The organism is Archangium minus (assembly GCF_044360475.1).
Lineage (GTDB): Bacteria > Myxococcota > Myxococcia > Myxococcales > Myxococcaceae > Archangium > Archangium minus.
Genome location: NZ_CP043494.1, coordinates 7,938,047 through 7,953,334, shown reverse-complemented (window position 1 = coordinate 7,953,334; position 15,288 = coordinate 7,938,047). Strand labels below are relative to the sequence as shown.

At 67.1% G+C, this 15,288-nt stretch carries 12 protein-coding genes; 6 read left to right on the top strand and 6 right to left on the bottom strand.

Annotated elements, in window-relative coordinates; genetic code table 11:
- The first annotated feature begins 222 nt into the window (after positions 1-222).
- On the top strand, positions 223-3,300 hold the full coding sequence (locus F0U60_RS32240) for a triple tyrosine motif-containing protein (protein ID WP_395805608.1): 3,078 nt from the start codon (positions 223-225) through the stop codon (positions 3,298-3,300).
- Positions 3,301-3,320: 20 nt separating this feature from the next.
- Here the strand turns inward: F0U60_RS32240 and F0U60_RS32235 are convergent, their stop codons facing one another.
- Positions 3,321-3,953: a response regulator gene (locus tag F0U60_RS32235; RefSeq protein WP_395805606.1), complete on the bottom strand. Its 633-nt coding sequence runs from the start codon at positions 3,951-3,953 to the stop codon at positions 3,321-3,323.
- A 187-nt stretch (positions 3,954-4,140) separates the two neighbouring features.
- On the opposite strand from F0U60_RS32235, the gene F0U60_RS32230 reads away from it, so the two are divergent.
- From F0U60_RS32230 to F0U60_RS32220, 3 genes are all read left to right on the top strand, one after another.
- Positions 4,141-7,539: a WD40 repeat domain-containing serine/threonine protein kinase gene (locus F0U60_RS32230; protein WP_395805604.1), complete on the top strand. Its 3,399-nt coding sequence runs from the start codon at positions 4,141-4,143 to the stop codon at positions 7,537-7,539.
- Between the two features lie 125 nt (positions 7,540-7,664).
- Positions 7,665-8,276 carry an NUDIX hydrolase gene (locus F0U60_RS32225; protein WP_395805602.1) on the top strand — a complete coding sequence of 204 codons (612 nt, stop codon included), beginning with the start codon at positions 7,665-7,667 and terminating at the stop codon, positions 8,274-8,276.
- A 269-nt stretch (positions 8,277-8,545) separates the two neighbouring features.
- Positions 8,546-8,836: a hypothetical protein gene (locus tag F0U60_RS32220; protein WP_395805600.1), complete on the top strand. Its 291-nt coding sequence runs from the start codon at positions 8,546-8,548 to the stop codon at positions 8,834-8,836.
- Positions 8,837-8,882: 46 nt separating this feature from the next.
- On the opposite strand, the gene F0U60_RS32215 is transcribed toward F0U60_RS32220, so the two are convergent.
- On the bottom strand, positions 8,883-9,821 hold the full coding sequence (locus tag F0U60_RS32215; protein WP_395805598.1) for a LysR family transcriptional regulator: 939 nt from the start codon (positions 9,819-9,821) through the stop codon (positions 8,883-8,885).
- 155 nt (positions 9,822-9,976) lie between these two features.
- Between F0U60_RS32215 and F0U60_RS32210 the strand changes: the two genes are divergently transcribed.
- Positions 9,977-10,837 (top strand): haloalkane dehalogenase, encoded by an 861-nt coding sequence (locus F0U60_RS32210; protein ID WP_395805596.1) that lies wholly within the window; start codon positions 9,977-9,979, stop codon positions 10,835-10,837.
- Between the two features lie 27 nt (positions 10,838-10,864).
- Here the strand turns inward: F0U60_RS32210 and F0U60_RS32205 are convergent, their stop codons facing one another.
- Positions 10,865-11,059: a hypothetical protein gene (locus tag F0U60_RS32205; protein WP_395805594.1), complete on the bottom strand. Its 195-nt coding sequence runs from the start codon at positions 11,057-11,059 to the stop codon at positions 10,865-10,867.
- Positions 11,060-11,200: 141 nt separating this feature from the next.
- The gene (locus F0U60_RS32200; RefSeq protein ID WP_395805592.1) at positions 11,201-11,749 is read right to left on the bottom strand and encodes a winged helix-turn-helix transcriptional regulator; all 549 of its coding nucleotides are present in this window, start codon (positions 11,747-11,749) and stop codon (positions 11,201-11,203) included.
- A gap of 105 nt (positions 11,750-11,854) precedes the next feature.
- Here F0U60_RS32200 and F0U60_RS32195 point away from each other — a divergent pair, with 105 nt between their 5' ends.
- Positions 11,855-12,508 carry a glutathione S-transferase family protein gene (locus F0U60_RS32195; RefSeq protein WP_395805590.1) on the top strand — a complete coding sequence of 218 codons (654 nt, stop codon included), beginning with the start codon at positions 11,855-11,857 and terminating at the stop codon, positions 12,506-12,508.
- 102 nt (positions 12,509-12,610) lie between these two features.
- On the opposite strand, the gene F0U60_RS32190 is transcribed toward F0U60_RS32195, so the two are convergent.
- Together F0U60_RS32190 and F0U60_RS32185 are read right to left on the bottom strand one after the other, a co-directional pair.
- Positions 12,611-14,074, bottom strand: a complete 1,464-nt coding sequence (locus F0U60_RS32190; RefSeq protein WP_395805588.1) for an RICIN domain-containing protein — start codon at positions 14,072-14,074, stop codon at positions 12,611-12,613.
- 122 nt (positions 14,075-14,196) lie between these two features.
- A complete protein-coding gene (locus F0U60_RS32185; RefSeq protein WP_395805586.1) occupies positions 14,197-15,171 on the bottom strand; it encodes a CAP domain-containing protein in 975 nt (324 codons plus the stop codon).
- Between the last annotated feature and the right edge of the window lie 117 nt (positions 15,172-15,288).

Here is a 15,288-nt window from a genome sequence, read left to right as displayed (position 1 = left end):
CGAGGACGAGTGAGGGCCGGCTACCTCCCAAAGGGGGCCATGAACTCCCACGAAAGGGGTATGACGCTTCCTTGGATTGCAGTCTTTTGGTGAGTTGGACCACCCACCAGGCGGCGCCCCTCTTCGACCTGCGCACCTACCTTCTCCCTCTTTTGAGGGATTTCTCTCACCCGGGTTGGAAGGTATGTAAATGTTTTGTATCACGAGAGGAACGCGGAACGGATGATGGATGCGAAAAGCCATCGCTGGGAGCGGTTGTTGCGCCGGTGGGCCTTGCCCTGGTTCTGCCTGTTCCTGCTCTACGGCGCGGTCGCCACTGCACACACGAATGGCCGCGATCGCAGCATCGGCCAGTTCTATCACTCACGCTGGACCATCAAGGACGGAGCACCCGGACAGATCTCCGCGCTCGCGCAGACCCGTGATGGCTTCATCTGGCTGTCCGCCGCGGCGACGCTGTACAGCTTCGATGGTGTCCGCTTCGAGCGTTTCGATCCGCCCAGCGGTGACCCATTCACCACCATCCAGACGCTGGAGGCCTCGCCAGAAGGGGGATTGTGGATCGGCTTTCAGCATGGCGGCGCGGCCTACCTGAAGGACGGGCAGGTCACGCGCTACGGCGAGGCGGAAGGACTGTCGTCGCTCCAATTGCAGTCATTCGCGATTGACGCACAAGGAGGCGTCTGGGCCGGCGGAAGACAAGCCGGGCTCTATCGCTTGCAGGACGGACGCTGGCATCGTGTCGGCGACGACTGGAGCTTCTCGCGCACGCGCGCCACGGCGCTGTTCGTCGACCGCGACGGGACGTTGTGGGTCTCCACGGGGGATACGCTCGTGTTCCTTCCGAAGGGCGCTCGCGCGTTTCGCGAGACCGGCACTCGCGTACAGTGGGTGGGGAGGATCGCGCAGGCGCCCGATGGTGCCATCTGGATCACCGAGTTGGATGGCTTCGTGCGGCCCGTGGTGCGCGCAAATGGGGAGCCTCTCTCCACCTCGACGCGGATCGAGGTGCAGTCGGCCGGGATGGTGTTCGACCGCGAAGGCAGCCTGTGGCTCAGCACGCTCGGTGATGGCATGCGCCGTGTGCCTCATCCCGAACGGATGGGCGATCAACCCATTGGACGGATTGATCCGGCCGCGGAGCTCTTCACCGAGAAGGAAGGCCTCAGCGCGGACTACGCGTGGCCGCTCATCCAGGACCGTGAGGGGACCATCTGGGTCGGCACCAGCGGAGGGCTCGACAGCTTCCGCCACAGCTCGTTGGTGCTGGCGGAATTTCCGCGCGGCTCACATGACTTCGCCCTGGCCGCGGGTGACAACGGTGCGATCTGGGCGGGCAGCACCAACCGGCCCTTGATGCGGCTTCACGACAAGCAGGTCGAGCTCACCGAGCTCGGTGACGCCGTTCGCAGTGCGTATCGCGATCCGGAAGGCACCGTGTGGTTGGGGACCTCGACAGGTATCTGGCGCATTGAAAACAACCGTCCCGTGCGTGTTGCCACGGTTCCAACCCAAACGACCTTTCCGCAGGTCCAGGCGATGACGAAGGACGCGACCGGTGCGTTGTGGGTCGCGATGGCGTCGGACGACGGGGTGTTGCGTTGGAAGGACGGCGTGTGGACGCGCATGGGCGAACAGCTCGGCATGAGCGCGGAGTCGCGCATCTATTCCGCGACGACCGACGCGCGGGGCCGCGTCTGGCTGGGGGACCGCGACAACGCGATCATCATGGTCGACAACGGTCGCGTGCACCGCTACGGCGCCGCGGATGGGCTCAACCTGGGACTGGTGACCACGCTGCGTGCCGGGCGACGGCTGTGGGCGGGTGGGCAGTTCGGCCTCGTCCATTTCGACGGGCAGCGTTTCCAGCCCCTCACCGTGGCCAGCAGCGAGCCCTTGCGCGGTGTCGCGGGCATCCTGGAGATGCCCGATGGAGCGCTGTGGATCCATGCGGTGCCGGGCATCTTCCACCTCAGCGCGGAGGAGGTGGCGAGCGCCATCGCCGACCCGAGCCATCGCGCACGCTGCGAGCGCTTCGACTTCCTCGATGGTCTGCCAGCACGCCCCACCCAACTGCGCCCTCTGCCCACCGCGGTCCAGGGCACCGATGGCAGGCTGTGGTTCGCGACCAGCAATGGTGTGGTGTGGATCGACCCGGCGAACATCTTCCGCAATCCGCTGCCGCCTCCCGTGCGGATCCGCTCAATGCGTGTGGATGGCCGGCTGCTCGCACCCGGTCCGTCGCTCACCCTGCCGGAGCAGGCGACGAACATCGAAATCGATTACACGGCACTGAGCTTCGCCATCCCCGAGCGCGTGCGCTTCCGCTACCGACTCGAAGGCGTGGACGAGACGTGGCAGGAGGTTGGTACGAGGCGCGAGGCGTATTACACGCATCTCGAGCCCGGGCAATACCGCTTCCGTGTCATCGCCGCCAACAACGACAGCGTCTGGAACGAGACCGGCGCGACGCTCGAGTTCACCTTGCCGCCGGCTTTCTTTCAGACGTGGTGGTTCCGCGCGTTGTGCCTCGCCGTGATCCTGGCGAGCCTGTGGGGGTTGTTCCTGCTGCGTCTGCGCCAGGTGCGGGCGCGCATGCGCGGCTTGCTGGAAGAGCGTCACCGTGAGCGCGAGCGCATCGCGCGCGAGCTGCACGACACGCTGTTACAGGGCGTCCAGGGGGTGATCCTGCGCCTCCAGTCGGTGGCGGAACGGCTCCCGGTGGCCGATCCCGTACGAAAGGCGATGGAGGATGCGCTGGACCGAGCCGACAACGTCCTGGTCGAGAGTCGTGCCCGGGTGAGAGAGCTGCGCGCCGCTTCGGAGCGCACCGGAGACCTGTCCCAGTCCTTCGAGAAGGTGGGTGAGGAGTTCAGGCAGGAGCATTCCGCGGGATTCCATGTGGTGGTGGAGGGGCAGCCCACGTCGCTGGACCCGATCGTTCGCGACGAGGTCTTCCGCATCGGTCGCGAGGCGCTGGTGAACGCGTTCCAACATGCCGACGCGCAGCGGATCGAGGTAGCGCTCACCTATGATTACCGCGAGCTCCGCCTGCGCGTCCGCGACGACGGACGTGGCGTCGACGTGGAATTTCTGCAGGCCGGTGGACGGCCTGGTCACTGGGGCCTGAGAGGGATGCGCGAGCGGGCGAGGAAGATTGGCGCGCAGCTCGACATCTTGTGCCGCAGCGAATCCGGGACGGAAGTGGAGCTGCGCGTGCCGGCCAAGGCCGCGTATCTCGGCGCTCCGAAGCGTAGCTGGCGCAACCGCCTGCGGCACCTCGTCAGCGGAGGTCGCTGAGCCGCCTGGGCGCACCGGGTTCAGACGTCGATGATTCCCCGCTTCAGCGCGACAACCACCGCATGCGTCCGGTCCTTGGCACCGAGCTTGGTCAGGACGTTCTTCATGTGCGTCTTGACCGTCTCCTCGGAGATGCCCATTCGGGCGGCGACTTCCTTGTTGGCGTTTCCGGCGGCAACGTAGGACAGGACGTCACGTTCTCGCGCCGTCAACTCGTCGTCTGCCACGTGCTCGGCCATTTCGGAGGCGATGTCCGCGGCGATGCGGCGACGTCCCGCATGCACGCTGCGTATCGTCTCCACCAACTCCTTGCGCAGCATGCTCTTGAGCAGATAGCCGGACGCACCAGCCTTGATGGCCCGCAGCGCCTGCGCGTCGCCCTCATAGGTCGTCAGGACGATGATTCGTGCCGTGGGAAACTCCGAGCGTATCGCCGTGATCGCCTCGATGCCGCCCATCGCGGGCATCCGCACATCCATCAGCGTGATGTCGGGTTGATGTTCGCGGAAGGCTTGCAAGGCTTGCTCGCCATTCTCCGCTTCGGCCACCAGCGCCATGTCCGGTTGTCCAGCGAGCATGGCGCTGAGCCCTTCGCGCAGCACCGGATGATCGTCGACGACCAGGATGCGAATGATCGAGCCTGAGGAACTCATGGGTATACCGGATACCCTTCGTCAGCCACGTCGGAATCCCCCAAAAGAGGGAGGACGGACCCTCTTATTCTGGCGGAAAACCCCCTGCTGCGGCTGTGCAGGCAGTCCCAGGTGGGGGCTCGACTCCGGCGGCGGATGGTCATAGAAGGATTATACTCATAATCCAGAATTCCCTGGGAAGGCATCCATGAGCCCGGCCAGACCCGTTGAGGCGGGTGTACCCGCTGACCCTGCCCCTGCGCAGGACTCCTCCGGAATAGGAGACGCGCCCACACTGCGGGCGGCCACTCCCTCAAGCCTGGCGCCACCTCCGCCAGGGCACCTGCTGCCCGTGGTGGACCCTGCGCATTACCTCCTTGAGGGGGAGCTCGCGCATGGCGGCATTGGCCGCATCCTCCGCGCCCGAGACCTGCGGCTCGGCCGGCCCGTGGCCCTCAAGCAGATGCTCGCTCCGTCTCCGGAGGCCGAGTCCCGCTTCATGACCGAGGCGCTCGTCACCGCGCGTCTGCAGCACCCGGCCATCGTGCCGGTGTACGAGGCGGGACGCTGGCCGGACGGCGAGCCCTTCTACGCGATGAAGCTCGTCTCCGGGCGCTCGCTGGCGGACGTCGTCTGCGAGTGCAAGACGTTCGAGGAGCGGCTGGCGCTGTTGCCCCATGTGTTGGCGGTGGCCGAGGCCATGGCCTACGCGCACTCCGAGCGCATCATCCATCGCGATCTCAAGCCGGCCAACATCCTGGTGGGAGGGTTCGGCGAGACGGTGATTATCGACTGGGGCCTGGCCAAGGATCTCTCGCGCACGGAGCACACCGCGCCCACGGGCCTCCTTGTCTCCGCTGGCGCCGCGCTGGACAGCGACATGACCCGGCTCGGCACGGTGATGGGGACGCCCGCGTACATGCCGCCGGAACAGGCCGCGGGCCAGCCTGTGGACGAGCGGGCCGACGTCTACGCCCTGGGCGCCATCCTCTATCACCTGCTCGCGGGCTCCCGCCCCTATGAGGGGACGACCTCGGATCAGGTGCTGGAGCGGGTGATAAGCGGGCCTCCGCCGCCACTTTCCAGCCTCCTGGACCGCATCATCCCGAGGGATCTGCTGGCCATCGTGACCAAGGCCATGGCGCGTCGTCCCGCTGAGCGCTACGCCACCGCGCGCGAGATGGCGGAGGATCTCCGTCGCTTCCAGACGGGACAGATCGTCGGCGCCTACCAGTACTCGCGGATGGAGCTGCTGCGCCGGTTTGTGCGCCGCTACCGGGCCACGCTGACGGTCTCGGCGGTGGCGCTGCTGCTGCTCGCCACCCTGGGCGCGGAGAGCTTCCGCCAGGTCAGGGCCGAGCGGGATGAGGCCCATGCGGCCCGGTTGCAGGCGCAGGCTCAATCCGATGAGCTCCTGCTGACCCAGGCGCGGGACATCGTGGAGGACGCGCCCAACGATTCGCTCGATTCGTTGCGGCAGCTCTCGCCAAACTTCGAGAAGTGGTCGGCGGCGCGGACGATCGCGGCGGATGCCCAGGCCCTGGGGTTCGCCAGGGTGCTGCGTGGCCACACCCAGCACGTCAACGACATCTCCTTCATGCCAGACGGCAGGTATCTCGTCTCCGCCAGCGACGATCACACGCTGCGCGTCTGGGACCTCGAGCAGGGCGGGGAACACCTGCTCCTGCGCGGTCACTCCGACGAGGTGTGGAGGGTCCGGATGCTCCCGAATGGCGAGGGCTTCGTCTCCAGCGACAAGGATGGCGTCCTGCGCCAGTGGAACCCCGCAGCCAAGGACGGCAAGATCGAGGTCAAGGTCTTCCCGGCCCTGCCAGGTCCCATCTCGGCACTCACCGTGGGTTGCCAGGGCCGATGCCTGCTCGCCGCCACCCAGACGGATGATGTGCTCCATCGCTGGGACCTGGCCACGGGAGAGGCTCGCACGTACCACACGGGGGTCCAGGGCATCGAGGAGCTGTTGGCCTCGCCGCTCGGCTCCTGGGTGTTCGTGCGAGGCCACCGCAACGCCATCTCCGCCGTGGGAGACGTGGAGACAGGTTCCTTCCAGGCGTTGACGCAGGCCCGGCCCACCGTGGGGGGCTTCTCCGCGGACGGCCGCCTCTTCACCGTGAACATGCGAGGAGAGCTTCACTCCTGGATGCCTGGAACCACCGAGGGACAGCTGCTCGCGAGCAACCTCGGCATCGGCACGTCGCTCGCCTTCGTACCGGGGACCCCCTGGGTGGTGATTGGTACCCAGGAGGGCGTGATCCGGCTGCGGAACTCCGCCACGGGACAGGCGAGGGACCTCCACCACCACGAAGGGCTCGTGAACAGCCTGGACGTTACCTCGGATGGGCGTTACCTCGCCTCGGCCAGCGCCGATCGGACCGCGGTCCTCTGGGAGCTCGCGAGCGGAGAGCCCCGTGTGCTGCGCGGGCCCCGGCAACAGGCCCACCTCGTCCTGTTCTCACCGGATGACCGGCGGCTGGCCGTCGCCAGCTACACCGGGCAGGTGCGCGTGTTCTCCATGGAGACGCAGGTCCACCGTGTGCTGTCGGCGGGTATCGACCCTCAGAGCGCACTGGAGCTCTCCTCCGACGGACAGCGGATGGCCTCGCAGTCCGAGCAGGGCGTCCTGCGGCTTCTCGAGGCCTCCTCGGGGAAACCCTTCTTGGAGGCACCTGGCTTCGCTCCGGACGCGATGCGCTTCTCTCCGGATGGCCAGTGGCTGGCCGCGGGTGGACTCGATGGACGGCTCCACCTGTTCGCCTCCGCCACCGGAAGCGAGCGGTCCCTCCCGCCAGGACATGACACCCGCGTCACTGCGGTCACCTTCTCCGGGGATGGCCAACGCCTCGCCTCGGCGGACGAGAACGGTGGGGTGTGGCTGTGGGAGCACGCTTCGGGGAAGGGACAGCGGCTCGGAGCACATGGCGCGAAGGTGTGGCAGCTCGCATTCTCTCCTGACGGCGGGCACCTGGCCTCCGCGGGTGAGGACAAGGTGGTGCGGCTGTGGAACGTGACCACGGGTGAGTCCCGGGCCCTGACCGGTCATCAGGACGCCGTGCGCGCCGTGGCCTTCTCTCCGAGGGGCGATCTTCTCGTGACGGGAGGAATGGACCAGCTCGTGATCTTCTGGGAGCTGAAGAGTGGCCAGCGCCGTCACCAGGAACCGAGCGGTGGAGGCGTCCTGGAGCTGCGCTACTCGCCCCTGGGCGATGTGGTGGCCAGCCGCAACCAGAAGGATGGCCGGGTGATGCTCTGGGACGGGCGGACGGGAGAGCCGCGCCCCGTGTCCCGAGGTCACCAGGGCGACGTCCTGGACCTCGCCTTCTCTCCGGATGGAACGCGCCTGGCCTCGGCGAGTCTCGACAAGACGGTGCGGCTGTGGGACCTGGCCACCGGAGAGAGCCGCGCGTTGCGAGGCCACATGGGGCAGGTGGAGGCAGTGGCCTTCTTCCCGGACGGAAAGACCCTCGTCTCCACGGGACAGGACGGCAGCATCCGGCTCTGGCCAGATGATCTACCCATGGAACCGGAGGCCCTGCGCGCCTGGCTGCTGTCCTTCACGAGCGATGAGCCACCACCGGGTTCCAGGCATTGAGGCGGGATGGACCCGGGATGGTGTCAAAGGAGTCGAAACGCGAGACCCGGTAGCCGAGTTGCCACGGCAGGCCCAGGTGTCTCAATGCGTGTACACTGCCACCCCCGTTCTCCTCGAGCTCTTGCATGCGACGCCTCCAGTGGATCCAACGTCTCCAGGCCATCGCCCAGACGGGCCTCACCTATGCCAGGGATCCGTACGACCTGGAGCGATACCGCGAGCTGCGCGCACTGGCGGTGGAGATGCTCGCGGCGGAGGCGGGCGTGCCGGAGGAGCCGCTGCGCCTGGTGTTCGCCGCGGAGGACGGCTATCCCACGCCCAAGGTGGACGTGCGGGCGGTGGTGTTCCGCGAGGGCAAGGTGCTCCTCACCAAGGAGCGCGCGGACGGGCGGTGGACGCTGCCTGGCGGCTGGGCGGACGTGGGCAGCAGTCCCGGCGAGATGGCCGCGCGCGAGACGCTTGAGGAGACAGGCTACGTGGTGCGCCCGGTGAAGCTGCTCGCAGTGCTCGATAAGGCGAAGCACGCGCACCCGCCGCAGCCCTCGTACGTGTACAAGCTCTTCATCCGCTGCGAGCTGGAGGGCGGCGCACCGCAGGAGACGCTGGAGACGGAGGGCTGTGACTACTTCGCACGGGATGCGCTTCCACCGCTCTCTCTCGACCGGGTGACGGAGCCGCAGTTGCTGCGGATGTTCGCGCACCTGGATGACCCCGAGCGGCCCACGGACTTCGACTGACGCGGCGGTCCTCGCCGTACGGCTCAGCGCAGCGCATAGGAAGAACTGGAGGCCTCTTCTGCGCCGCTGTGGATTACTTGCCGCCAGCCTTTTTGAATTCCTCGAGCGCGTTGGACGTGAGCTTGTAGTCCGGGCTCAGTGACGTGTGACAGGACTTGCCGTCCTTGATGCTGGGGTTCTTGGCCTTGGCTGTACTCAGGAACTTGTGTTTACTTTTAGTCTTAGCGCCCTTATCGTTGCGTGTCAGTACTCACCCGGATGGAGGAATCATGAGCAACCTTCTGAGATCTCTGCTGGCCGCCACCGCCTTCCTCTCCCTCGCCCCCCATGTCGCTTCGGCCCGCCCGCCGAATTGTGATGTCGTTTGTGATGAGAGCAGCCACTGCAGTGATACCTGTTGGTTCGGCCACACGATGACCTGTGGAGAATGGGGCTTCTGCGGCAGCACTCTCACCGAGCCCTCCGATGAGACCGCCTCGGTGGCTCAGGACGATGCGTCGTCGCAGGTCTGCAGCGAGGAGCAGCAGTCCGCGGAGCTGTCCGCCTCCGTGGAGAGCTGAGCCGCTTCACCCCTGCCAGCCTTTACACCTCACTCCAAGGTACTCTTCACCGGCGTGGGCCGTTCCCGGCAGGAGAGCATTCCAGGACCGCGCGCCGGACGAGCGCGCGAAAGCCCTGCGCCGCGAGGTCTGCATGGGTTCGCTCGTGCCAGCACAGCGCGATCTTGACGGTGTGCGCGGGTACCGGAGCATCAACTGTCTTCACGCCCAGGCGCGAGCCCTGCGCGGCGATGAGCGACTCCGGCAGCGTCGCGACGAAATCCGTCTCGGCCACGACGGCTGCCGCGGTCATGAACGAGGGAACCGTCATTGCGACCTCGCGGCGCACGCCCGCCCGGGAGTAGGCGACACCGACGAGGTCCCTGAACGCCTTCCCCGGAACCATCTCCACGCCGACGTGCCGGAGCGTGCCGAGCGCACGTTCGGACAGACGTCTGCCGAGAGCGGGGTGGCCGACGCGCGCGACCAGAACGGTTCGCTCGTTCATCAGCGGCTCGATGTGGAGCCCCGCGCCCCGGCCGGCGAGGCCGATGTGCAGGTCGACCTGGGACGAGGTCAGGTCGCCGAGCGCGACAAGCGAGGCAATCCCCACCACTGAGAGGTGCGCGTTCGGCATCTCCGCGCCCATCAAGGCGGCGATCCTCGGCACCCAGGTGACCTGCCCCGCATCGGCGACGGCGAGGGTGAAGGTGCGCGTGCAGCTCGCCGGCTCGAAGGGAGCCGCATGAAGCGCGGACTCGAACTCGCGCAAGCCGCGCGCGATGGCGGGCGCGAGAGAGAGCGCGCGCGGAGTGGGGACGATGCCGCGCCCCTTGCGCGTCACGAGCGGATCTCCGAGCGCGGAGCGGAGACGCGCGAGGCCATTGCTGATCGCGGATGGCGTGACGTGGAGCCGCTCGGCCGCGCGCGCCACGCTGCGCTCGGAGAGGACGGTGTGGAGCATCAACAGGAGATTGAGGTCGAGGGCCGAAATCGGAGTGCTCACGAAGGGTGAGGTTACTCCTCACGAATCATCACTAACAGGGAGGATTCAGCCTCCCCCATGATGTGGACATGCACAACAGATTGCTCGGCTGGCTCCTCGCGAGCGCACTCGTCGCATGTCACGCCCCCACGTCTTCTCTTCCTCGGAGCACTCCCATGCCCACGTCACATCGCGTCCCTGTCCTCGACTCGTTCATGTCGTACCGGGAGGTCGGGACTGGCTCGCCCATTGTGTTCCTGCATGGCAACCCCACGTCCTCTCACGTCTGGCGCGAAGTGACGCAGCGGCTCGCCCATCGCGGCCGTTGCCTCGCGCCCGACCTCATTGGGATGGGGAGCTCGGGCAAGCCCGACATTCCCTATCGGTTCGCGGATCACGCGCGGTACCTCGATGCGTGGTTCTCCGCGCTCGACCTCCGCGATCTCGTACTCGTCGGTTACGACTGGGGAGGTGTCCTCGCCCTGGATTGGGCACGGCGGCACCCGGACCGCGTGCGCGGCGTGGTCGTGTTCGAGACCTTCCTGCGACCGATGCACTGGAGCGACTGGCCGCCCCAGGGCGAGCAGTTCTTCCGCGCCTTGCGCACTCCGGGGGTGGGGGAGGGGTTGGTGCTGGAACAGAACGAGTTCCTCGCGCGGTCGCTCGCGAACGGCGTCCTGCACGGCCTCGCGGAGAGCGACCGCCGCGTGTACTACGCCCCATACCCAGATCCGGCGTCACGACGTCCGCTGCTGCAATGGCCTCGTGAAATCCCGATTGATGGCGAGCCCGCGGACGTCGCCGCGGTCATCGAGCGCTACGACGCGTGGCTCGCGAGTACGGCGGCGAAGCCGACGCTCTTGTTGACGTTCGGGGACACGGGGCTCAGCGCGCCGAAGATTGTCGAATGGGTGCGAAGCACGCTACGAGCGGTCGAAATCGTCCCGCTCGGTCGTGCGGGACACCATGCGCCTGAAGACGCGCCCGAGGAAATCGCGAGCGCCATCGAGCGCTGGCTGGAACGGCAAACGCCGTGAGCGCCTCGCGCACCTGTTGATGTGGGTCTATTCCTGCTCCTGCCTGGGGGGAGGGAGCTCCTTGAGGAGAAACTCCTCTTGCAGGGGCGTGAGGTCGAAGCGCCGGGCCGCCTCATTGATGAGCTTGAAGAGGCTTGCCTGCGGTTGCTCGGCGCGACGGGCGGCGATCCACCGGACTGCATTGCGCAGCGGCTCGCCCTCGGGCTGGATTTCTTCGTGCATGGCTGCAATCCCTGGCGGTCGGGTAGCCCCCGGTGGGCCACTCCTTCCCAAAGATTCGAGCGGAGAGCGCAGGAGACAAGCCAGAGGCCATGGAGGAACCTGCCGGCCTGGTAGGCGAGGGCGACGTTGAAAGAGCCCTTGTCACGGCGCGGAGCGTTTGCGAGGGGCCCGTTTGGGCCTCGCCCCGCCCGGCCCCGTTCCGGTCTTCCTGGCGAGAGCCGCCTCGAACGCGGCCTGGAGTTCCGCCAGGACCGAGCGTTGGGGCACGGGCGCGCCGAGGTGTACCGCCCGGAGTTCCGCCATGAAGGCCTCCCACAAGGCCGGGCCGCCTTGTTCCAGCAGCTGCGCGCGGATCGACAGCTCCTCGGAGGCGGGCGTATGCCGCACGCCCCAGGCGCCCATCTGGACGAGCAGCGGTACGAGCTGAATGGCCGGCTCGGTGAGGCTGTAGATCGACTTCTGCCGGTGCGTGGGGTCATCGCGCTTCGACAGCAGGCCGGCTTCGAGCAGGCGCTTGAGGCGGTCCGCCAGGATGTTGGAGGCGATGCCTTCCTCGGATTGGTTCAGCAGCTCGCGGTAATGGCGCCGGTTGCCGAACATGACGTCGCGAATGACGATCAGGCTCCAGCGATCGCCGAGAACTTCCAACGTCAGGTTGATCGGGCAGCCCGAGCGTGGCGCGCCTTCCATCGAGTGAACTCCCACGGACTGCTTGCAAAGTAGGAGCAGTCTGGCTAGAACGCAACCGCTTGCGAAGTGCAAGCAGTACGACCCGCATTATCCGAGGAGCCCGCGATGACCCTGAAGCTCTATGCGCACCCGTTCTCGTCGTACTGCCAGAAGGTCTTGATCGCGCTCTACGAGAACGCCCTCCCTTTCGAGCTGCGCATGCTCGACAACCCCCAGGCGATGGCCGAGCTTGCGGCGCTCTGGCCGCTCAAGCGCTTCCCCGTGCTGGTGGACGAGGGCCGCACGGTGCTGGAATCGAGCATCATCATCGAGCACTTGCAGCTGCATCACCCGGGACCGGTCCGGCTGATTCCCGAGGACGCGCGCGAGGCCCTGGACGTGCGGACGATGGACCGCTTCTTCGACAGCTACGTGTCGACGCCGCAGGGGAGGATCGTCTTCAACCAGCTCCGGCCCGAGGCGGATCGCGACCCCTACGGGGTGGCGGAAGCGCGGGCGATGCTCGACGCGGCGTATGGCTGGCTCGACGGAGTGATGGCGAATCGCGAATGGGCGGTGGGCACGCGATTCAGCCTCGCGGACTGCTCCGCCGCGCCGGCCCTGTTCTACGCGGACTGGACGCATGCGATTGACGCGCGATTCGCGAACGTCCGGGCGTACCGACAGCGGCTGCTGGCCCGGCCGTCATTCGCGCGCGCCGTGGACGAGGCGCGGCCGTATCGCCCCTTATTTCCGCTGGGCGCGCCGGAGCGCGATTGAGGGCGCAGAGCGCAGCCTGACCTCAGTCCCTTGAGGCCCGCGGTCGAGCCTGACGGACGAGGCGTCCGAGAGGCCCTCCCGTGGGATTCGGACGCTGCCAGCTCAGGGCTGATACGGCAGCGTGTCGAACGCGCCTCCGTAGTACAACCCGACCTTCTGGTTCGACTCGGTCCCCCACAGCCCGCAGTTGGCGATCGTGCCGAACACGTTCCCCGTGAAGTCGGTGTGCGCGCAGAAGTTGTTGGCGACGTTGTGCAGACGGATGGGGAAAGACTCGTCGAAGCCGCCCTGGTCGTTCCTCTCGAGCCTCCAGCGCTGCTTGTTGCTGCCGTCGCACGGGTCGGTGACGACGGTCCAGGGGCCGGCGAGGATGCCGGACTGGCTCAGGCACTCGCCGTTCGCGAGGTTGCGGAACCCGAAGGCGTCGTCGCCGTCGGGGAACATCTGCCATTGCTGGAGCGGGTCGGCGGGCTCGCACGTGCTCGTCGAGTGGACCTTGTCGTCGCCGGCGAGCAGGCAACGGTTCTTCGTCTTGAAGCGGATGACGATGAAGCCCGGGTTGTCGTCGCAGGCATCGCCGATGCCGTCGCTATCGACGTCGGCCTGGTCGGTGTTCGGATGCTCGGGGCAGTTGTCGTCGGCATCGACGATGGTGTCACTGTCGACGTCGGGCTTCTCGCAGCCGGCCACGGCGGAGACTGGGCAGATGCCGCCGTGGCAGCTCCAGTCCGGGAAGTCGTAGGCGATCTTCGCGCTCGACGGGGCGCACTCCATCCCTTCCAGAGGATCTGCCGAGCATGCCGCCTCGAAGCTGCCGCCGCCGCGCTTCTTGTTCTTGATCATGATGCGCGAGGTCACCGTGCCGGTGAAATCGCCTGACACCGTGACAGTCCCGCCCTCGTTACCGGTGCCGCTGAAGTCGGTGTCCTGGATCAGTTGGCCGTCGACCACGAGGTTGAACGTCCGCGCGACTGTCGTTCCGTTCTCCTCGACATCGAGGGTGACGGCGTGAGCGCAGGCGGCGAAGGTGAACGTGCTGACCGCGCGCAGGCCGTCGAGGCTCACGTTCCAGGCGACGCTCCCGGTGTCGCACTGCGCCGACCAGTTGCCGGTGGCCGCCGGGTTCTCGCACTTGTTCATCTTGCACTTGACCTCGTCCTGCCAGAGCGCGAAGGCGCGCACCAGCTCTCCGTTGGACCAGGGCAGCACTGGGTCGCAGCTTGCCTTGCAGTCCTCGCTCTCGACCACGTAGCTGGCCTCGTCCGTGCCCGTTGACCACGCGATGCGGATGATGTTGAACCCGCAGTGGGGCACCGCGATCTGGCGGTTTGCGTCGAGCCGATTCGGGCAGTCGCCCCCGTTCCATTCCGGGGCCGTGCCGTCGGTCGTGAAACAGACCACCGGCTCGTCGTCGAGGTTGATGACAGAGACGAGCGAGCCCACCCCGGGGAGGGTGGTGGCGCTGGGGGGATCGAAGTGCGGCGTGGGGGGCTCGATCCCACTGCTCCCGCAGTGGCAGCTCGCGAGGGTCAAGCAAAGAAACGCGTACGCGAAGCGATTGTACATGTTCGGACACTATCACTGCCCGTGCTAGGGCGCCGCCGAACTTGCACCGATTCTTCCGGCGGGCGGACGGCGCGTTCCCCCAAGCAGGCTCGGAGTCGCCAAGGCAGAGGCGGCTCGAAGCCCTAGGGGCAGTTCACCGGCTGCACGGTGTAGTGGATGGGGTTGGTCAGTCCCGGCGCGGTGATGGTCACCGCATAGGTATGGCCCGCCTGAGTGGTCCAGCCCTGAGGGTTGAAGCGGATGGCGTAGGCGGAGCCGTAGTTCGCGAGCAACTGCGTCACGGTGACCGGAGCGGGCTGCCCGTTGTCCGTGACCGTGACCTGCGCGTTCCCGAGGTTGTAGCTGGACGCGTAGGTCTGTACGGACCACCCGGTGACATCGACCGAGGTCTTCCCCGGGATGTGGATGGCTCCGAGGGGGACGGGGCCCGGCGGTGGCCAGGCGGTCCAGGCGCGGTTGGCGCTGCCGCTGCCGCCAATGACCCAGTGGCAGGAGCCGCCTGTCGTACCTCCAATTCCCACCGGACCGAGCTGATTGGAGAGGAACCAGCGGCGATGGCCGAGCGTGGTCGCGTTGCCGGAGTCCGACATGTACAGGTCGATGCAGCCCACGGCTCGGCCCGAGCAGATGTTGCTCTTGCCAGCAGCCTCCGCGCCACCGGAGGTGTAGCAGCTCCAGCTGGAGGGCGGGCTGTGATTGAGGCTGTTGTTGGCGTCCATCATGAGCGCGCACTCCTGGGCCTTCTGATTGCGCACCGCATCGGTGGTCACCGCGGGCAGCTCGGCGAGGAAGCGGTAGAGGTTGATGAGCCGCAGCGTGTTGGCGCGGGCGCTCGCCCCCAGGTCGCCCGCGATGCACCCATTCACGGCTCCGCTCCAGGTGCCTTCGGAGAGGTCCGCGCGGTCACACTTCCAGCGCAGACACACCTGGGTGGCGCGATCTCCGGTGATATTCGAGCAGGAGGGGGGCCCCGCATCCGGAGCCTCCGAGCCCGGCCCCGCATCTGTGGGCGCGTCGACTCCGCCGTCCACCTCTTCGACTTCTCGGACTTCCGCCGCGCAGGCGGATGCCAGCACTGCGGCGGCGAGGCACAACATTCGGAATGGGCTCAGGATTGGGAGGTGGCGCATGGTGTCAGGATATTCGAGCTCGAGCCTGACGGACGAGGGATCGTCAGGCCTGAGACCACGTGGCCCCGTGCAGCCCCTTGGGAC